Raw genomic sequence first — 17,154 nt, 5'->3', positions numbered from 1 at the left:
CCAGCGGCGTCCGGTGCCGAATGTCGACACCGGACGCCGCTTTCTGGTGTGCGGTCCGGCCTCAGCCGAACAGCGTCAGCGCGTGAACGCCTGGAACTCGGCCGCGCGGACGTTCAGCGCCTGCGGGCTGCCCGTCGAGCACTCCTCGTTGGCGCGCGGGTCGTTGTCCTGCTGCCCGTTGAAGTCCGGGCCGCCCGTGCACTGGGTGTGCACGACGCGCAGCTGCAGGTGCGTCGCCGTCGTGGTCGGGATGTCGAACGACCGGAAGATCAGCTCCGGGGCGCGAGGCCGCGGCGTACGCCCGGGGAACGCGTCGGCCGGGCTGGTGTACGCCAGGGTGAAGTCCGCGCTGTCCGAGCAGTCCGAGCCGGCCTCGGCGTTGCAGGCGTAGACCGCGAACTGGCGCAGGGCGGTGTACCGGTTCTGCGTCTGCGGGTCGAGCGTGTTCGCCGGCGTCGCGCCGTGCAGGTGGGCGCTGACGTTGACCTTCTCGACCGTCTGCGCGCCGGCGCCCGAGAGCTTCACGGTCACCTGCTTGCCGGCGACGGGAGAGTTCAGCGAAGCCCAGTTCGTGGCTTCGGTGTCGTCGATCAGCAGGCCGGTGTAGACGCCGTCACCGGAGGCGGTGGCGCCGTTGGCCGAGGAGGCGACGTTGAGCGCCAGGTCCGGCGCGACCGTGACCGGCCGGCCCTTGGCCACCGTGATCGTCAGCCGCTGCATTCCGAGCCCGGCCCCCTGGGCGACGGCCCGGTACGTCCCCGGCACCAGGGAGAAGGTGTTGCCGCGCGGGGTGGCAGGGTCGGTGTCGGCGATGGGAGTCACGCGCCCCTCGTAGTCGCCGATGAACAGCTTCACGGCCTTGCCGGCGGCGTCTCCGGCGGGCGCGAAGGTGACGACGCTGTTCTGCGCCCCCGGGGCGGAGAACGACGCCACGGGGTCCGGGTCCGCCGGCCCGGTGGTCGACGCGCCCTGCCCGAGGCCGGCGCGGGCGAAGCCCTCCCACAGGATCGCCTGGTTCGCGCCGCCGAAGCGGAGCCGGTCGGCGGCCAGCATCGCGTTGCGCAGGTCGATGAAGGTCGGCTGCGGCAGCGCCGTCATCACCATCGAGTCGAACATCAGCTGGACCCACATCCGGTTGCCCGGGCAGTTGTCGTACGAGAACCGGCCGTTCGCGCACTTCTCGTTCTTGGACGGGGTGCCGTCGCCGTGCTCGTCGACGAGGGCCGAGCGGACCGAGAACTGGATCGCGTTCCAGATCTCGCCGTCGGAGTGGACCTCTGCGCCGGGCACGTCGTACGCCACGTCGCTGTAGTTGAGCGGGTTGTTGCTCAGGTCGTAGTTGCGGATGCCCGTCACCGGGTCGCCGGTGGCGTACGCGCCCGTGACCCACGGGGTGTTGCCGGCCGGGGTGTAGCCCATCTCGTAGAGGTACTCGCCGGCGACCAGGTCGGACCACGACTCGCCCATCGCACCGCCCGCGGCTCCGCCCAGCCCGCGGCTCGGGCCCGCCACCATGCGGTTGCTGATCGCATGGGTGTACTCGTGGCCGATGATGCTCATGTCGTAGTCGCCGTCCACGCAGGGGGCGTAGAAGCTCGCGGCGTTCGGCTGCCAGAGGTACATGTTGGTGATGTTGTTCATGCCGTCGGGGCCGGTGCCCTGGTTGGCGTTGTTGCGCGCGCCGAAGCTCGGCGGCCCGCCGACGACGCCGCCCGCCTGCGCGTTGCCGCGCTCGGGGTCGTTGCCGAGCTGCCCCTTGCCGAGGTTGTCGCGCTGCATGTTCCACGTCGCCTCGGTGAAGCCGAGGTTGTAGGCGAAGTCGTGCATGCGGTTGTGCTGCACGAAGAGGTTCGTGACGGCGGCGTCGATGTCGTTGCGCTGCGGCGAGGTGAAGACGTCCGGCGAGCACTTCGACTCCTGCCACTGGTTGGTCCAGGGGTAGAAGTACTGCCGGGTCGGGCTGGGCGTGGCGTAGTTCGTGCCGAACGCGTTGCCGTTCGTGGTGTTCCACTTCTCCACGTCGAGGGCGTTGTTGCCCGCCGTGGTGAACGTGGAGAGGCCGGTGGCGGGGTCGACGTCCCAGGCGAGCGGGGACACCCCCCAGTTCACGTTGAGCTCGCAGCCCGTCTCCTTGTCCCAGCAGACGCGCATGCGGGTGTCGTTGCTGGAGTAGTCGGCCGGCGGGTTGGCGGGGAAGACGAGCCAGTCCGGGTTGGTGTTGTTCTTGTCGCTCGCGTAGTCGAACAGGTCGTCGCGGACCAGGATCTCGCCGGTGCGCGCGTCCACCCAGCTCTGCGTCCCGACCGGGGCCGCCACGTCGGTCGGGCCGAACAGCGTGATCTCGTACGCCGCGCGGTTCCCGTGCGCGGTGGGCACGGCCGTGAGCAGGAGGCGCTCCTGGGTCAGGTCGCCCTCGACGAGGCCGGACTCGCGCAGCGCGATCGCCTTCGCCTCGTCGCCGGTGATCGTGGGCGGGGCGGGCGGCGTGACGTCACGGGTGAGGTTGGAGGAGACCCAGAGCACCGCGTCGTCGAGCACGCCGATGCTCGCGATGCCGTCGGTCGTGACCGGCAGGCTGCCCAGGGTCTGGCGGAGGACGACGACCGTGCCCTTGCCGATCGGCGTCGTGGTGACCAGCGTCAGCCGCTCGACCGCGGCCGCGCTCAGGCCGTAGAGCGCGACGTTGTCGACGAGGTACTGGCGGGCGACGGCCACGGGGTCGGCAGGGGCGACGGCGCTGCGCTTCACCGCCGGCCCGCTCGCCCGCGCCACCGTCACCTGCGCGCCGTCGCCGGCTTCGACGATGGACGCGGGAGTGCCGAAGGTGTTCCACCTGACCGCCCGGCCGTCGACCGCGGCGCGCTGGGCGGCGGTCGGGGCCAGCGTGCCCGCGCGGACGTCGATCGACTTGTCGGCCAGCTCTTCGCCCTGCACACCGACCGGCACGGGAACCGTGCCCGTGCCGCCGCCTGCCGCTACGGCGGTGCCCGGCGGGGTCATCAGTGCGAGGGCGAGCAGCGCGGTGACGCCGACACCCCCGGCAGAAGCCATCGTGCTTCTCGTTGTCGGCACACATGCCTCCGGAGTGAGCGAGGCGCTCGGCGGCCTCGCGGTTCCTCTGCGCCACGGTCCGGGCGCGCGCCGTAGGCAACCACCGATACTGTCGCTTTGCAACGACTTAGCGGAAATCTTCCTTCAAGTCCCGACATTTGTGGCAGAGGGATGGCTGGCACATTTCGTCCGCGTTGATCGAGCGATCTTGATGAGCGGCGGGAACGGCGCGACACCTCCGGCGCGGCGTCAGCGGGCCGCGGGTCAGCCCTCGCCGGTGACGGCCTCTAGCAGGCCGTTGGAGGTGACCGCGTCCAGCGCGAGGACCTTGTAGCCCTCCTGCTCGAAGAGGACCACGACGCGGTCCTCCTCGTAGCGCATCACGATGCCCTCGCCGAACGTGTCGTGCACCACGGCCGACTGGAGCGCGAACGGCGCGTCCTCCGGGACCTCGTCGGCCGCCTCCTGCGCGGTGCCGGCTCGGCAGGTGTCGCAGTTGCCGCACGGCTCAGGCAGGTCCTCGCCGAAGTACCCGAGGACGAACTGCCGGCGGCAGCCGTCGGTCTCCGCGTAGCCGCGCAACATCTCGATGCGCGAGCGGTCCATGCGCCGGCGCGCCTCTTCCGCCTCCACGGCCTGCTCGGCCTGCTCCCGGGGGTCGTCGCCGCCCGCCTCCTCCAGCGCGTTGAGCAGCCGCACGAGCTTGCGCGGCCCCAGTCCGGTGCGCTCCGCGATCGCCTCCCGGTCCAGCCCCTCGGCCTGCAGCCGGGCGACCGCGACGAGGTCCTCCTGCTTGAGGGCGCCGGAGACGAAGAAGCGGCGCAGCCCGAGGTCCTCAGGCCGGTAGTAGAGCACCGCGATCGAGGGCTCGCCGTCCCGGCCGGCCCGCCCGATCTCCTGGTAATAGCTGTCGAGCGAGTCCGGGACGGCCTCGTGGATCACCGTGCGGACGTCCGGCTTGTCGATGCCCATCCCGAACGCGCTCGTCGCGACGATCACGTCGAGCCCGCCGTCCATGAACTCGGTCTGGACGCGCTCGCGCTCGGCCTTGCGCATTCCGGCGTGGTACGCGGCGGCGGACATGCCGAGCTCGGCCAGGGCGGAGCCGATCTCCTCGGCGCTGCGCCGGGTCGCGACGTACACGATCGCCGGCTTCTGCTCCGATGCGGCGCGCAGCACGACCTGGTCGCGCTTCTCCTCGGCCGTGCGGACGCGGACGACCTCGAGCCCGATGTTCGGCCGCTCGAAGCCGGTCACGAGGACGAACGGGTCGCGCAGGTGCAGCCGCTCGACGATGTCGTCCCGCACCGGGGGCGCCGCGGTCGCGGTGAGCGCGATCACCGGCGGATGGCCGAGCGCGTCGATCACGTCCCCGAGGCCGAGGTAGTCCGGCCGGAAGTCGTGGCCCCACGCGGACACCACGTGCGCCTCGTCCACGGCGATGAGCGACGGCGCCGCCGCGCGCACCTGCTCGACCACGTCCGGGTTGGCCAGCTGCTCGGGTGACATGAAGAGGAACTCGGCGTCGCCCTCGCGGACTGCCTCGAACGCCTCGCGGCGCTCGCGGGCCCCCACGTCGGAGCTGACCCGGACCGCCTCGGCGCCCTCCCCGCGCCGGTCCAGCGCCTCGACCTGGTCCCGCTGCAGCGCGAGCAGCGGAGAGACGACGAGGGTCGGGCCGTCGAGGTGCAGGGCCGGCAGCTGGTAGGTCGCGGACTTGCCCGCGCCCGTGGGCATCACGACGAGCGCGTCCCGCCCGTTCATCACGGCGCTGATCGCCTCGGCCTGGCCGGGCCGCAGCTCCTCCCACCCGAACACGTCACGGGCGGTCTCCCGGACCCGGTCGAGCTCGGCGTGCTCGTCCTGGACGGCGGGAAGGGGCGTGCCATCGGCGTTCTGCTCCACGGGGAGCCGTCCTGCCCGGGTGCGACCGAGATCAACCCGCGGCGGATGCTCCAGCAGTGTGGAATCGAGGCCGATACAGCTGCCCCGCAGACAGTTGGTGTGGAAACCTCAAGCCCATGCCAGCTCCTGCCGATGGGCGGTCGTGACGATGTCGCCGGCGTCCGGGCCCTCCGCTGCCCTCGTCCGCACGCTGCCGCTGGCGGCGTCGGCGGTGGCCGCCCTCCTGCTGCTCGCGAGCGGTGCCGCGGCCCTGGCCGGCGTGCGCCACGGCCTCGGGGCCCTCGCCGCGGCGGGCGCGGCCGCCGTCGGGGTCGGGGTGCTCGGCGTGCTCGGACGGCAGCGGCCGGCGCAGGCCGACGTGCTCGCGGCCTGCGCGCTGCTCCTCCTCTCGGCGTACGCCGGGGCGGCCTCCGCGCTGACCGGTACCGCCGCCGCGGCAGCCGCCGGCGCGGTCCCCGTCGCCGCCCTCGGCCTCGTCCTGCGGCCCGGGCGCGTCCTCGCCGGGATGCTCGGCGCCGCCTGGGCCGTCGGCCTGGTGACCGCGGCGGCCGCTCCCGCTCCCGTCGGCCACCTGTGCGCGCTCGTCCTCGGGCTGCTGCCGGCCACCCTGCTGGCCCTCGCGATCGGCGTGCAGCGCCGGTCGGACGCCGAGGCGCTGCAGGTCGCCCTCGAGGCGGCCGAGGCGAGCCTGGTGCGCGACCCGCTGACCGGCCTCGCCAACCGCCAGGGGGTCGAGCTGCTCGGCACGCAGATCGTCGAGACCGCGCGGCGACAGGGCGACGCGGTGCACTGCGTGATCGTCGAGGCCGACGGGGCGGGGCTCGTCGCGGGCCTTTCCCGCGAGGCCCGTGACGACTTCCTCGTCGCCGTCGCCGAGGCGCTGCGCGGCGCCACCCGCACCACCGACGTGGTCGCCCACTGGGAGAAGGCCGAGTTCTGGGTGCTCGGCCCCGGCCCCGGCATGCCCCCCGCCGAGCTGGAGCGCCGGGTCAGCCGCCGGCTCGCCTCCGACCCCGCCGTCAGCTCCGACGCCATCGCGCTCGACGCCGACCGCGTGGCCGCTTCGATCGTGGCGGGCGGCGCCATGCTCGCCCCGTGGGACTCGGGCACGCTCGACACCCTGCTGGCGCGCGGCCGGCAGGAGCTTCTCGCGCGCTGCACGCTGCTGGCGGAGACGCCGGGCCCGCTGCCGCGACGCGACCCCGCCCGCTGAGCTGTCACGTCAGGGACGGTGCCGGCGTGCCCTGCGCTACCGTTGAGGCCATGCGAGCGCAGTTGCTCCTCCTCGTCCAGCCGCGCTAGCCGGGAGAGCCCGGCCGGCGCGGCGAGCCCCTCGGTGTCCCGGGGGGCTCTCGCGTTGTAGAGGGCCGGTCCCGCCGCAGGCGGGCGCGGTGGGGAGCAGGGCAAGCGGCGCGCCGGTGTGCGGATGACGCGAGCGACGGAGCGGGACGAATGACGGACAGCATCACCCAGCCGGGCACGACGGGCGAGCCCGAGGAGGCGCTGCCGCGCTTCCGCTACACCGCTGCGCTCGCCGCCGACATCGAGCGGCGCTGGCAGGACCGGTGGGACAGCGAGGGCACGTTCCACGCGCCCAACCCGACCGGCCCGCTGGCGGGCGACGTCGACGACCGCCCGCGGGTCTTCGTCATGGACATGTTCCCGTACCCCTCGGGGTCCGGCCTGCACGTCGGCCACCCGCTCGGCTACATCGCCACGGACGTCTTCGGACGCTACTCGCGCATGACCGGCGCCAACGTCCTGCACACCCTCGGCTACGACGCCTTCGGCCTGCCCGCCGAGCAGTACGCCGTCCAGACCGGCCAGCACCCGCGCGTCACGACCGAGTCCAACATCGCGACCATGCGCCGGCAGCTGCGCACGCTGGGCCTCGCCCACGACCCGCGCCGCTCGATCTCCACCATCGACCCGGACTACTACCGCTGGACGCAGTGGATCTTCCTGCAGATCCACAACGCCTGGTACGACGAGGAGCAGGGCAAGGCGCGCCCGATCCCGGAGCTCGAGGCGGCGTACGCGACAGGTGAGGTCGCCACCCCCGACGGCCGTGCATGGTCCCTGCTGTCCGCGTCCGAGCGGGCTGCCGCGCTCGACGCCAGGCGCCTCGCGTACGTCGCGGAGGCCCCGGTCAACTGGTGCCCGGGGCTGGGCACCGTGCTGGCCAACGAGGAGGTCACCGCCGACGGGCGCAGCGAGCGCGGCAACTTCCCCGTCTTCAAGCGCAACCTGCGCCAGTGGATGATGCGGATCACCGCGTACGCCGACCGGCTGCTCGACGACCTGGAGCTGCTGGACTGGCCCGAGCCGGTCAAGCTGATGCAGCGCAACTGGATCGGCCGCTCCCACGGTGCCCACGTCGACTTCGCGGTCTCCGGGGTCGAGGGCGCCTCGGTGCGCGTCTTCACCACCCGCCCGGACACGCTGTTCGGCGCGACCTACGTGGTGCTGGCCCCGGAGCACCCGCTGGTCGAGCAGATCGTCGCGGGCTCGTGGCCTGCAGGCGTGGACGAGCGGTGGACCGGCGGCGCCGCGTCCCCGCGCGAGGCCGTGGAGGCGTACCGGTCGCGGGCGGCGCGGGAGACCGACGAGGAGCGCACCTCCGACACGCGGGAGAAGACCGGCGTCTTCACCGGGGCGTACGCGGTCAACCCGCTCACCGGAAGCTCCGTTCCGGTGTTCGTGGCCGACTACGTGCTCATGGGCTACGGCACCGGCGCGATCATGGCCGTGCCGGCCGAGGACACCCGGGACTACGACTTCGCCGAGAAGTTCGGCCTGCCGGTCGTCCGGACCGTGCAGCCGCCCGAGGGCTTCGTGGGCGGCGCCTACACCGGCGACGGACCCACGATCAACTCCGGCTTCCTGGACGGGCTCCCGCGCGCGGAGGCCAAGGAGCGGGCGATCGCGCGCCTGGAGGAGCTGGGCGCGGGCACCGGCACCACGACGTACAAGCTGCGCGACTGGCTCTTCAGCCGGCAGCGCTACTGGGGGGAGCCGTTCCCCGTCGTCTACGACGAGGACGGCCACGTCGTGCCGCTGCCCGACTCGATGCTGCCGGTGACGCTGCCCGAGGTGTCGGACTACTCGCCACGGACCTACGACCCGGACGACGCCGACTCGATGCCGGAGGCGCCGCTGTCGCGGGCGGCCGAGTGGCTCGAGGTCGAGCTCGACCTCGGCGACGGCCCGAGGAAGTACCGCCGCGACACCAACACGATGCCGAACTGGGCCGGCTCCTGCTGGTACCACCTGCGCTACGTCGACCCGGTGAACACCGAGCGGGTCGTCGACCCGGAGAACGAGCGCTACTGGATGGGGCCGCGCGGCGGCGACGACTCCGTCGGCGGTGTGGACCTCTACGTCGGCGGGGTCGAGCACGCCGTGCTGCACCTGCTCTACTCCCGCTTCTGGCACAAGGTGCTGCACGACCTGGGCTACGTCTCGAGCTCCGAGCCGTACCACAAGCTCTTCAACCAGGGCTACATCCAGGCGTACGCCTACACGGACGAGCGCGGCGTCTACGTGCCGGCGGCCGAGGTCGAGGAGCAGGAAGGCAGGTTCCTGTATCACGGTTCGGTCGTCAACCGTGAGTACGGGAAGATGGGCAAGTCGCTCAAGAACAGCGTCACGCCCGACGAGATGGCCGAGACGTACGGTGCGGACACCCTGCGGCTCTACGAGATGTCGATGGGCCCGCTGGAGGTCTCCCGGCCCTGGGAGACGCGCGCGGTCGTCGGCTCGTTCCGCTTCCTGCAGCGGCTGTGGCGCAACGTCGTGGACGAGTCCTCCGGCGAGACCGTCGTGGCCGACGAGCCGGCCGACGAGGAGCTGCGCCGGCTGCTGCACCGGGTCGTCGACGGGGTCCGTGGCGACTACGCGGCGCTGCGGTTCAACACCGCCGGGGCCAAGCTCATCGAGCTCAACAACGCCCTCACCAAGCGGGGCGGCCCCGCGCCGCGCGAAGTGGTGGAGCCCCTGGTGCTGATGCTCGCGCCGCTCGCCCCGCACGTCGCGGAGGAGCTGTGGGCCCGGCTCGGGCACGAGGGAACGCTGGCGTACGAGCCCTTCCCGGTCGCCGACCCGGCGCTGCTCGTCGAGGAGACCGTGACCTGCGTGGTGCAGGTGGCCGGCAAGGTCCGCGACCGGCTCGAGGTCCCGCCGTCGATCGGGGAGGACGAGCTGCGCGAGCTCGCGCTGGCGACCGAGGGGGTGCGCCGCACACTGGGCGACCGCGGCGTGCGTACCGTGATCGTCCGCGCGCCCAAGCTGGTCAACGTCGTCCCGGCCTGAGCCTCCCGTGGCCTCCGGCGTGGGCCCGGCGGGCGGTGGGTCGGTCGCGCTCGTGACCGACTCGACCGCCTGCCTGCCCGGCGACCTCGTCTCGGACGCCGGCGTCGTCGTCGTCCCGCTGCACGTCGTCGTCGACGGGCGGGAGGCGCTCGAGCCGGAGGTCGCACCCGGCGAGGTCGCCGACGCCCTGCGCCGCCGCGCGCCGGTCACCACGTCGAGCCCCTCCCCGCGCGCGTTCCGGGCCGCGTACGCCGCGGCCGAGCGGGCGGGGGCGAGTGCCGTGCTGTCGGTCCACCTGTCCTCGTCCTGGTCGGGGACGTACGAGGCGGCGCGCATCGCCGCTCGCGAAGCCTCGCTCGACGTCCGGGTCCTCGACGCGCGGACCCTCGGCATGGCCATGGGGTACGCCGTGCTGTCCGCGGCAGAGGCGGCCGCCGGCGGCGCCGGGCTCGACGTGGTCGAGACCGCCGCCCGCAAGCGCGTGGAACGGGCCGGCCTCTGGTTCATGGTCCCCACGCTGGAGCACCTGCGCCGCGGTGGCCGGATCGGCGCCGCCCAGGCCCTGCTCGGCTCCGCGCTGTCGATCAAGCCGCTGCTCCGGGTCGCCGACGGCCAGGTCGAGCCGCTGGAGAAGGTGCGCACGCGGCCGCGCGCGATCGAGCGCATGGTCGCCGCGGCGGCGGGGCACGCCGGCCGCGACCAGGTCGACGTCGCCGTCCACCATCTGGGGGACCGGGAGGGCGCGCAGGAGCTCGCCGATCGCCTCCCGGGCCTGCTGCCGGGGCTGCGTCGGCTGGTGGTCGCGGAGGTCGGCGCCGTCATCGGGGCGCACGTCGGGCCCGGCGTGCTGGGGATCGTCGTCGCGCCGGCCTGACAGCCGGCCGCGCGGGGGCCGCTCGTCCACAGGGGAGCAGGCTCTGCTCGGCCGTCCACAGCTCGGGCTCGCCCGGCCCTGCGCGCCTTCCGCCGTCCCTAGCGTCGTCGCATGCCCCGTGCCCGCCAAGACGAGCCGCCGGCAGCCAGGCGGCTGCGTGCCGTGGTGCCACCGCTTCCGCCGGGCGCGAGCGGTCGGCCGCCCGGCCCTGTTCCCGAGCACGACGTCGCCGATGCCGGCCCTGCGGGCCGGCTGCCCCGGCACGGCCGTCCGGCCGCCACGTCGACTCCGGCCGCGGCGGTGGAGGGTGGGTGGCTCCCGGGCATGCTGCCGGCCGGCGCGCGCAGGCGCGAGGACGAGGAGGCCGACGACGGCCTCGACGGGCTCGGGTGGGCCGACGACCTGGGGGAGGCCTCGGGGGGCGGCAGGCTCGGCCTGCGGGAGGAGCCGGTGCGGGACGCCCGGGACGAGCGGGCTTCCCGGGACGGGCGGCGCCGGGCGCGGCGGGACGGCCCCGGCGACTGGCGGGCGGCCCTGGCCGACCGGCTGCCCGCGACCGTGCGGGCGGGAGCCCTCGCGTTGAGCCCGGCCGCCGTGCTGGCGCTCGCGGGCGTCGCGGCGGCCGCGGTCGTCGTCGTTGCCCTGCTCTGGGGCGTGTCCCGCCCCCGGCCGGTGGCCGTGCCGCCGCGGGTCGAGCAGTCCGCTGCGCCCTTGAGCGCTCCTGGCCCGGCTGCGGGCACCGGGGGGTCGGCAGCCGCCGTGGTCGTGGTGGACGTGGCGGGCCGGGTACGCCGCCCGGGCCTCGTCGAGCTGCCCGGGGGTGCCCGCGTCGCCGACGCTATCGAGGTCGCCGGCGGGACGACGCCCGGCGCGGACCTGCGGTCGCTCAACCTGGCCCGGCGGCTCGTCGACGGCGAGCAGGTGCTGGTCCTCGGGAAGGGGGAGGCCCCGCCCGCTGCGGCGCTGCCGCCGGTGGGTGGCGCCCCGGTGCCGGGGCGGGCGGGAGCAGGAGTGGCGGCCGGAGGCGGGCAGCTCGACCTCAACGCCGCGACCGTCGAGCAGTTCGACACCCTGCCCGGGGTCGGCCCGGTGCTGGCCCAGCGGCTGATCGACTGGCGCACCGCGAACGGCCGCTTCTCCGCGGTGGAGGAGCTGCGCGAGGTCGACGGCATCGGGGAGTCCCGCTTCGCCGAGCTGCGGGACCTGGTCCGGGTCGGATGACCGCCCGAAGCACGACGACGGCGGACGTCCCGCAGGGGGAGGACGGCGCGCAACGGCCGGACCTGCGGCTCGTCCCCGCCGCGGCGTCGGCCTGGGCCTGCGCCGCGCTGGGGCTCGCGCTGCCTGCCGGTGCGGCGGCCCTGGTCGCTGCCGGGGCCCTGGCCGCCGGCGCGGGCTGCGCGGCGCTGGCCCTGCGCGGGCGGGACGGGCGGGTGTGGCCCGGCGTGGTCGCGGCCGCCCTGCTGGTCTCGTCCGCCGCGACCACGGTCGCTGCCCTGCGTGCGGCTCCGCTGCGGTCCGGCCCGCTGCCGGAGCTGGCGGCCCGGGGGGCGACGGCGCAGCTCGAGCTCGTCGTCACGGCGGACCCGGTGCGGCACGAGCCGAAGGGCCACCGCGCGGACCCGCTCGTCGTGGTCCCCGCGCGGGCCGAGCGGGTGACCGCCCGGGGCGAGGAGGTACGGACGCGGGTGCCGGTCACCGTGCTCACCTCGCAGGAGGCGTGGCTGGAGGTGCTGCCCGGGCAGCGGGCGCGGGTGTCCGGCCGGCTGGCGGCCCCGCGCGCGGGCGACCCGGTCGCGGCGACGGTGTCCGTCCGGGACGAGCCGGTGCTGACGGGCCGCCCGGGGCCGGTGCAGCGCGGCGCAGGCGCACTGCGGACAGGGCTGCGGGAGGCCGCGGCCGGGCTGCCGCCCGCGGAGCGCGGGCTCCTGCCGGGGCTCGTCGTCGGCGACACGTCGCGGCTCCCCCAGGAGACCGAAGACGACTTCGCACAAGCGGGGCTCACCCATTTGACGGCGGTCAGCGGGGCCAACGTCGCCATCGTCGTCGGCGCGGTGCTGTTCGTCGGCGTCCATCTCGGCGTGCGCGGCCGCGGGCTACCCGCTGTCGGGACGCTGGCCCTGCTCGGCTTCGTGGTCCTGGCCCGACCGCAGCCGAGCGTCCTGCGAGCGGCCGCGATGGGCCTGGTCACCCTCGCCGCGCTCGCGACCGGACGGCGGCGGCGCGGGATGCCCGCCCTCGCCGCGGCGGTGGTCGCCCTCCTGCTGCTCGACCCGTGGCAGGCCAGGTCGTACGGCTTCGCGCTGTCGGTCCTCGCCACCGGCGCCCTGCTCGTCCTCGCCCCACCGCTGGTGCAGGCTCTGCACCGCTGGATGCCGCTGGTCCTCGCCCAGGCACTGGCTGTGCCGGTCGCGGCCTCCGCGCTCACCGCGCCGGTCGTCGTCCTGCTGTCCAGCTCGGTCAGCCTGGTCTCGGTGCTGGCCAACCTGCTCGTGGCCCCCGCCGTGGCCCCCGCGACCGTTCTCGGCGTGCTCGCCGCCGTGCTCGCGCCGCTGTCCGACGCAGCAGCCGCGGGGTGCGCGCACCTCGCCGCGGTGCCGTTGTGGTGGATCGTCCGGGTGGCCGCGGTGTGCGCCGGGCTACCCGCCGCGACGGTGCCCTGGCCGGCGGGGTGGGGCGGTGCGGCCCTGCTGGCCGCGGCGCTCGGGGCGGGGGCCCTGCTCGGCCCGGTCGTGTGGCGCGTCCGTCCCGCCCGCGTGGCCGCGTTGGCCGGCCTGATGACGCTGCTCCTGCAACCGGCGGTCAACCCGCGCTGGCCGCCACCGGGATGGCTGATGGTCGCCTGCGACGTCGGGCAGGGCGACGCGGTCGTGCTCGACGGCGGCCCGGGCGGTGCCGTCCTCGTCGATGCGGGGCCGGACCCCGACGCCGTCGACCGTTGCCTGTCCGATCTGGGCGTCGACCGCGTCGCGCTCGTCGTGCTGACCCACTTCCACGCCGACCATGTCGACGGCCTCCCGGGCGTGCTGCGCGGCCGGTCGGTGGCCGCCCTGGAGGTAAGCCCGCTGGCCGAGCCGCGCGCCCAGGCGGCCCGCGTCGCGGCCTGGGCGGCCGCGGCCGGCCTGGCGCCGCAGCCGGTCGCCGCCGGAGAGGGTCGGGCCGCCGGTCAGTTGCGATGGCGGGTCCTGGGGCCGTCCTCCACGTACCCGGGGGAGAACGTCAACGACGCGAGCGTGGTGCTGCTCTTCGAGGCGCGCGGCCTGCGCCTGCTGTTGACCGGGGACGTCGAGCCCGCGGGCCAACGGGCACTGCGCGACACGGTGCCGGCTCCGGTGGACGTGCTCAAGGTGCCCCACCACGGGTCCGCGCACCAGGACTTCGCGTTCCTCGCGCGGCTGCACCCGCGCGCGGCCCTCGTGTCGGCCGGGGCGGACAACGACTACGGCCACCCGGCGATGGCCACGCTGGCCGCGCTGGCCGGGAGCGGTGCCCACATCGGGCGGACGGACACCGATGGGGACGTGGCCGTCGTGCCCGGCGCCGAGGGCGGGCTCGGCCTCGTGCGCCGGGGCCGCGGGCCGGGGGAACGGTGAGCGGCACCGCCGACGCCACGCCCGGCGGCGCACGTTGCACTAGCGTTCGGCCACATGGACGCAGTCCTCATCCTGGCCGACGCGGCCCAGCAGTCCGAGCCCGGCGGCAAGGTGCACATCCTGGGGGCCGGGTGGTCGGTCACCGGGCCGGCGGTGGCCGCCGGAGCTGTCGTCGTCTTCCTCTGGATCCCCTGGGACCAGACCGACGGCTCACACGAGGTGGTGCTCTCGCTGCAGGACGCGGACGGGCACGTCGTCGAGGTGCCGTCGCCGGACGGGCCGGTCCCGCTGCGCATCCCCAACACGGTGCAGGTGGGCCGTCCCCCGGCGACACCGGCGGGCACGCCCATCGATGCCAGCTTCGTCGTCAACTACGGCCCCGGGCTCCCGCTGGCCCCGGGAGAGCGCTACACCTGGCAGCTCGAGATCGACGGCGAGTCCAAGGAGCACTGGTCGCGCGGGTTCCTGGTCCGGCCGCTGTCCGCGGGGCTGCCCGAGGGCCTGGTCGGCTGAGCGCCCGTCGGCGGTTCACTCCCCAGCGGCTCCGTCCGGGGACCGCTCCCGTGGGGCTCCCATGCGGCTCCGTCGGCCGAGCGCCGGCGGGCGGCTCCGTCGGCCGTGGCCGGTAGCGTCGTGCGGGAACCCGCCGGCGGAACGGTGGGTGAGGGAGGACAACAGTGGCACGCCAGCCGACCGGCTCCTCCATCACGCTCGTGCAGGGCCCGGAGGAGCTCCTGGCTGAGCGGGCGGTGGCGGACGCCGTCAAGCGCGCCCGCGAGTCCGGAGCCGCTCCCGACGTCGTGGAGGTCTCGGCGGTCGGCCTCGGCCCGGGGGAGCTGGCCGAGGCAGCGAGCCCGTCGCTGTTCGCCGACCGCCTCGTCGTGATCGTGCGGGACGTCGCGGACGCCGGGGAGGCGGCGGCCAAGGAGCTGCTGGCCTACCTGGCCGCGCCGTCCGAGGACGTGGCCCTGGTCCTCGTGCACAAGGGCGGCGTCCGCGGCAAGAAGGTCGTCGACGCCGCCAAGAAGGCCGGGGCACAGGTCGTCGAGTGTGCGGAGGTCAAGCGGCGCGGGGACAAGATCGCCTTCCTGCGCAAGGAGTTCCGCAGCCACCGCAAGCGGGTCGGCGAGGAGGCCGTCGAGACGCTGCTGGAGGCCGTGGGGGGAGACCTCCGGTCCCTGGCCGCGGCCGCCGCCCAGCTCGCCTCCGACATCGAGGGCGAGATCGACGCGGACGCGGTACGCCGCTACCACGCGGGACGGGCGGAGGTGACCGGCTTCGCCGTGGCCGACGCGGCCGTGGAGGGGCGGTCCGCCGATGCCCTCGTGGCCCTGCGCTGGGCCCTGCAGACCGGGACCGACCCGGTGCTGGTGACGAGTGCCCTGGCCGGGGCGCTGCGCACGATCGGCAAGGTCGCGGCCGCCGGGCGCAACGCCCGCGCGGGCGACCTCGGGCTGCCGCCGTGGAAGCTCGACGTCGCACGCCGCCAGGCCCGTGGCTGGTCCGCCGACGCGCTCGCTGCGGCGATCCGGGTGGCCGCCAGGACCGACGAGATGGTGAAGGGCGGCGGGGCCGACCCCGCGTACGCGCTCGAGCGGGCCGTCGTGGAGATCGCGGCCGCACGCGCCGCGGCCTGACCTACGCGGCCTGGGTCGACGCGGCCTGGGTCGATGCCGCCTGGGCCGTGCCGCCTGGGCCGTGCCGCCTGGGCCGACGCCGCGTCGGGACGTGGCGGCACCAGGCTCCCCGCTCCCGCGCGTCCTGCTGTGGCCATGCCTGGGCGAGGCCTTACGGTAGGCGCATGCCTATATCTCCCACCAGTCCGATCTGGTATTGCCGATGTCGGTCGTGACGGCCGAGCCTGTCGCCGTGGCCGTCGTGGGGGCGGGGGCCGCCGGCACGCTGGGCGCGCTGCACCTGGCCCGCAGCCGCGACGGCTCGGCGCCCGAGCTGGAGATCCTGCTCGTCGACCCGGGGCCGAGGACCGGGCGAGGGGTGGCGTACTCCACCGATGACCCCACGCACCTGCTCAACGTGCCGGCCGGCCGCATGAGCGCGCTGCCGGACGACCCCGAGCACTTCCTGCGCTGGTTGCGGGCGGAGCGTGACCCCACCGCCGGCCCCGGCACCTTCGCACGCCGAGGCTGGTACGGCGAGTACCTCGAGGCCATGCTCGCCCTCGAGCTGCGCGGCCGAACCGGCGTACGGCTGCGGCGGGTGCACCGGCGTGCCGTGGCCCTGCGGGACGACCCGCTGGGCGGACTGCGGCTCCGGCTCGCCGGCACCGGAGCCGGCGAGGACGGCCAGGACGACCGCGTAGCGAGCGGGCGTGGGCCGGCCGGAGCGGGGCCCGTCGACGAACGCGTCGACGCCGTCGTCCTCGCGCTCGGCAGCCCGCGCAACCCCGCCGCCTGGGTGCCCCCGTCGCTGCGGGGCTCGGACCGGCTCGTGGCCGACCCCTGGATGCCGGGCGCGCTGGACCGGGTGCGGTGCGCGCGGGACGTGCTGCTCGTGGGGACCGGCCTGACCATGGTGGACGTCGCCCTCACACTGGCCGGACCGGGCCGCACGGTCCACGCCGTGTCCCGCTCGGGGCGCCTGCCCGAGGCGCACTCCGAGCGTCCGGTGCCCGCGCTTCCCGCGCCGGAGCTCCCGTCGGCTCAGCTGCGCCTGCACGACGTGCGCCGCCTCGTCCTGCGCCAGCTGCGGGCGGGGCTGGACGCGACCGGCGACTGGCGGCCGGGGCTCGACTCGCTGCGCCCGGTGACGCGGGAGCTCTGGCAGCGGCTGCCGGAACGGGACCGCACCGAGTTCCTGCTGCGGAGTGACCGCCGTTGGTGGGAGACGCACCGTCATCGCATGTCACCAGCCAGCGCAACGCTGCTCCGAAGGGCGCTCGCAGCGGGCGAGGTGACCGTGGGCGCGGGCTGCGTCGTGGACGCCCGCCACGTCGAGGGACGGCTGGCCGTCGACCTGGCGGACGGGCAGCGCCTCGCGGTGGACGCGGTCGTCGACTGCACCGGCCGGGGCACGGCCGTCCCGCTCGGCGAGGAGGGGCTGCTGAGCGATCTGCTCGTCCACGGGCGGGCCCGGCCGGGGCCGGTGGGCATCGGGCTCGACGTCGACGCCGACGGGCGGCTTCGGGCGTGGAACGGCCGCCCCGACCCCCGCGTCCTCGTGATCGGCGCGGCCCGGCAGGGGGCCGAGTGGGAGAGCACGGCCGTCCCGGAGATCCGGGCGCAGGCGGTCGCGGCGGCCCGATGTCTGGGCCCCGTGCTCGGACGGCAGCAGGGGGCGATGGCGGCGATGGGAGCGACAGCGTGAGCGGGAGCAGCAGCGTGGCCGAGAGCGCGGACGAGGCCGGCAGGGGCGACAGCCCAGGCAGTGGCGCGCGGCGCGGCACGGTGGCCCTCGTGGGCA

Annotated in this window: 10 protein-coding genes; 8 read left to right on the top strand and 2 right to left on the bottom strand. The window is 75.2% G+C overall.

Annotated features, from left to right (window positions below; genetic code table 11):
* Positions 1-75 precede the first annotated feature (75 nt).
* Together G9H72_RS07360 and G9H72_RS07355 are read right to left on the bottom strand one after the other, a co-directional pair.
* A complete protein-coding gene (locus G9H72_RS07360; RefSeq protein ID WP_166169406.1) occupies positions 76-3,051 on the bottom strand; it encodes a M36 family metallopeptidase in 2,976 nt (991 codons plus the stop codon).
* Between the two features lie 264 nt (positions 3,052-3,315).
* Positions 3,316-4,956: a RecQ family ATP-dependent DNA helicase gene (locus tag G9H72_RS07355; protein WP_331272076.1), complete on the bottom strand. Its 1,641-nt coding sequence runs from the start codon at positions 4,954-4,956 to the stop codon at positions 3,316-3,318.
* 148 nt (positions 4,957-5,104) lie between these two features.
* Here G9H72_RS07355 and G9H72_RS07350 point away from each other — a divergent pair, with 148 nt between their 5' ends.
* From G9H72_RS07350 to G9H72_RS07315, 8 genes are all read left to right on the top strand, one after another.
* Positions 5,105-6,169, top strand: coding sequence for a GGDEF domain-containing protein (locus G9H72_RS07350; RefSeq protein WP_231126636.1), 1,065 nt, complete (start codon positions 5,105-5,107; stop codon positions 6,167-6,169).
* Positions 6,170-6,408: 239 nt separating this feature from the next.
* Positions 6,409-9,267, top strand: coding sequence for a leucine--tRNA ligase (leuS, locus tag G9H72_RS07345; RefSeq protein ID WP_166169402.1), 2,859 nt, complete (start codon positions 6,409-6,411; stop codon positions 9,265-9,267).
* Between the two features lie 52 nt (positions 9,268-9,319).
* Positions 9,320-10,141, top strand: a complete 822-nt coding sequence (locus G9H72_RS07340; protein WP_331272075.1) for a DegV family protein — start codon at positions 9,320-9,322, stop codon at positions 10,139-10,141.
* Positions 10,142-10,465: 324 nt separating this feature from the next.
* A complete protein-coding gene (locus tag G9H72_RS07335; RefSeq protein WP_231126583.1) occupies positions 10,466-11,362 on the top strand; it encodes an SLBB domain-containing protein in 897 nt (298 codons plus the stop codon).
* On the top strand, positions 11,359-13,734 hold the full coding sequence (locus G9H72_RS07330; RefSeq protein ID WP_166169400.1) for a ComEC/Rec2 family competence protein: 2,376 nt from the start codon (positions 11,359-11,361) through the stop codon (positions 13,732-13,734). The genes G9H72_RS07335 and G9H72_RS07330 overlap by 4 nt, the downstream gene beginning before the upstream one ends.
* Before the next feature lie 54 nt (positions 13,735-13,788).
* A complete protein-coding gene (locus tag G9H72_RS07325; protein WP_166169399.1) occupies positions 13,789-14,247 on the top strand; it encodes a DUF6941 family protein in 459 nt (152 codons plus the stop codon).
* 164 nt (positions 14,248-14,411) lie between these two features.
* Positions 14,412-15,371 (top strand): DNA polymerase III subunit delta, encoded by a 960-nt coding sequence (gene holA / locus G9H72_RS07320; RefSeq protein ID WP_166169397.1) that lies wholly within the window; start codon positions 14,412-14,414, stop codon positions 15,369-15,371.
* 202 nt (positions 15,372-15,573) lie between these two features.
* Positions 15,574-17,058 carry an FAD/NAD(P)-binding protein gene (locus G9H72_RS07315; protein WP_231126582.1) on the top strand — a complete coding sequence of 495 codons (1,485 nt, stop codon included), beginning with the start codon at positions 15,574-15,576 and terminating at the stop codon, positions 17,056-17,058.
* The last annotated feature ends 96 nt before the right edge of the window (positions 17,059-17,154 follow it).

The sequence above is a fragment of the Motilibacter aurantiacus genome, assembly GCF_011250645.1.
Taxonomy (GTDB): Bacteria; Actinomycetota; Actinomycetes; order Motilibacterales; family Motilibacteraceae; genus Motilibacter_A; species Motilibacter_A aurantiacus.
This window is presented reverse-complemented; position numbering and strand designations above follow the sequence as displayed.

Bases quoted from the DNA above. Each gene is read 5' to 3' on its own strand.
- G9H72_RS07315 (WP_231126582.1), top strand. From the start codon at position 15,574: ATGTCGGTCGTGACGGCCGAGCCTGTCGCCGTGGCCGTCGTGGGGGCG.
- G9H72_RS07330 (WP_166169400.1), top strand. From the start codon at position 11,359: ATGACCGCCCGAAGCACGACGACGGCGGACGTCCCGCAGGGGGAGGAC.
- G9H72_RS07350 (WP_231126636.1), top strand. From the start codon at position 5,105: ATGTCGCCGGCGTCCGGGCCCTCCGCTGCCCTCGTCCGCACGCTGCCG.
- G9H72_RS07325 (WP_166169399.1), top strand. From the start codon at position 13,789: ATGGACGCAGTCCTCATCCTGGCCGACGCGGCCCAGCAGTCCGAGCCC.
- G9H72_RS07335 (WP_231126583.1), top strand. From the start codon at position 10,466: ATGCTGCCGGCCGGCGCGCGCAGGCGCGAGGACGAGGAGGCCGACGAC.
- leuS (WP_166169402.1), top strand. From the start codon at position 6,409: ATGACGGACAGCATCACCCAGCCGGGCACGACGGGCGAGCCCGAGGAG.
- G9H72_RS07360 (WP_166169406.1), bottom strand. From the start codon at position 3,051: ATGGCTTCTGCCGGGGGTGTCGGCGTCACCGCGCTGCTCGCCCTCGCA.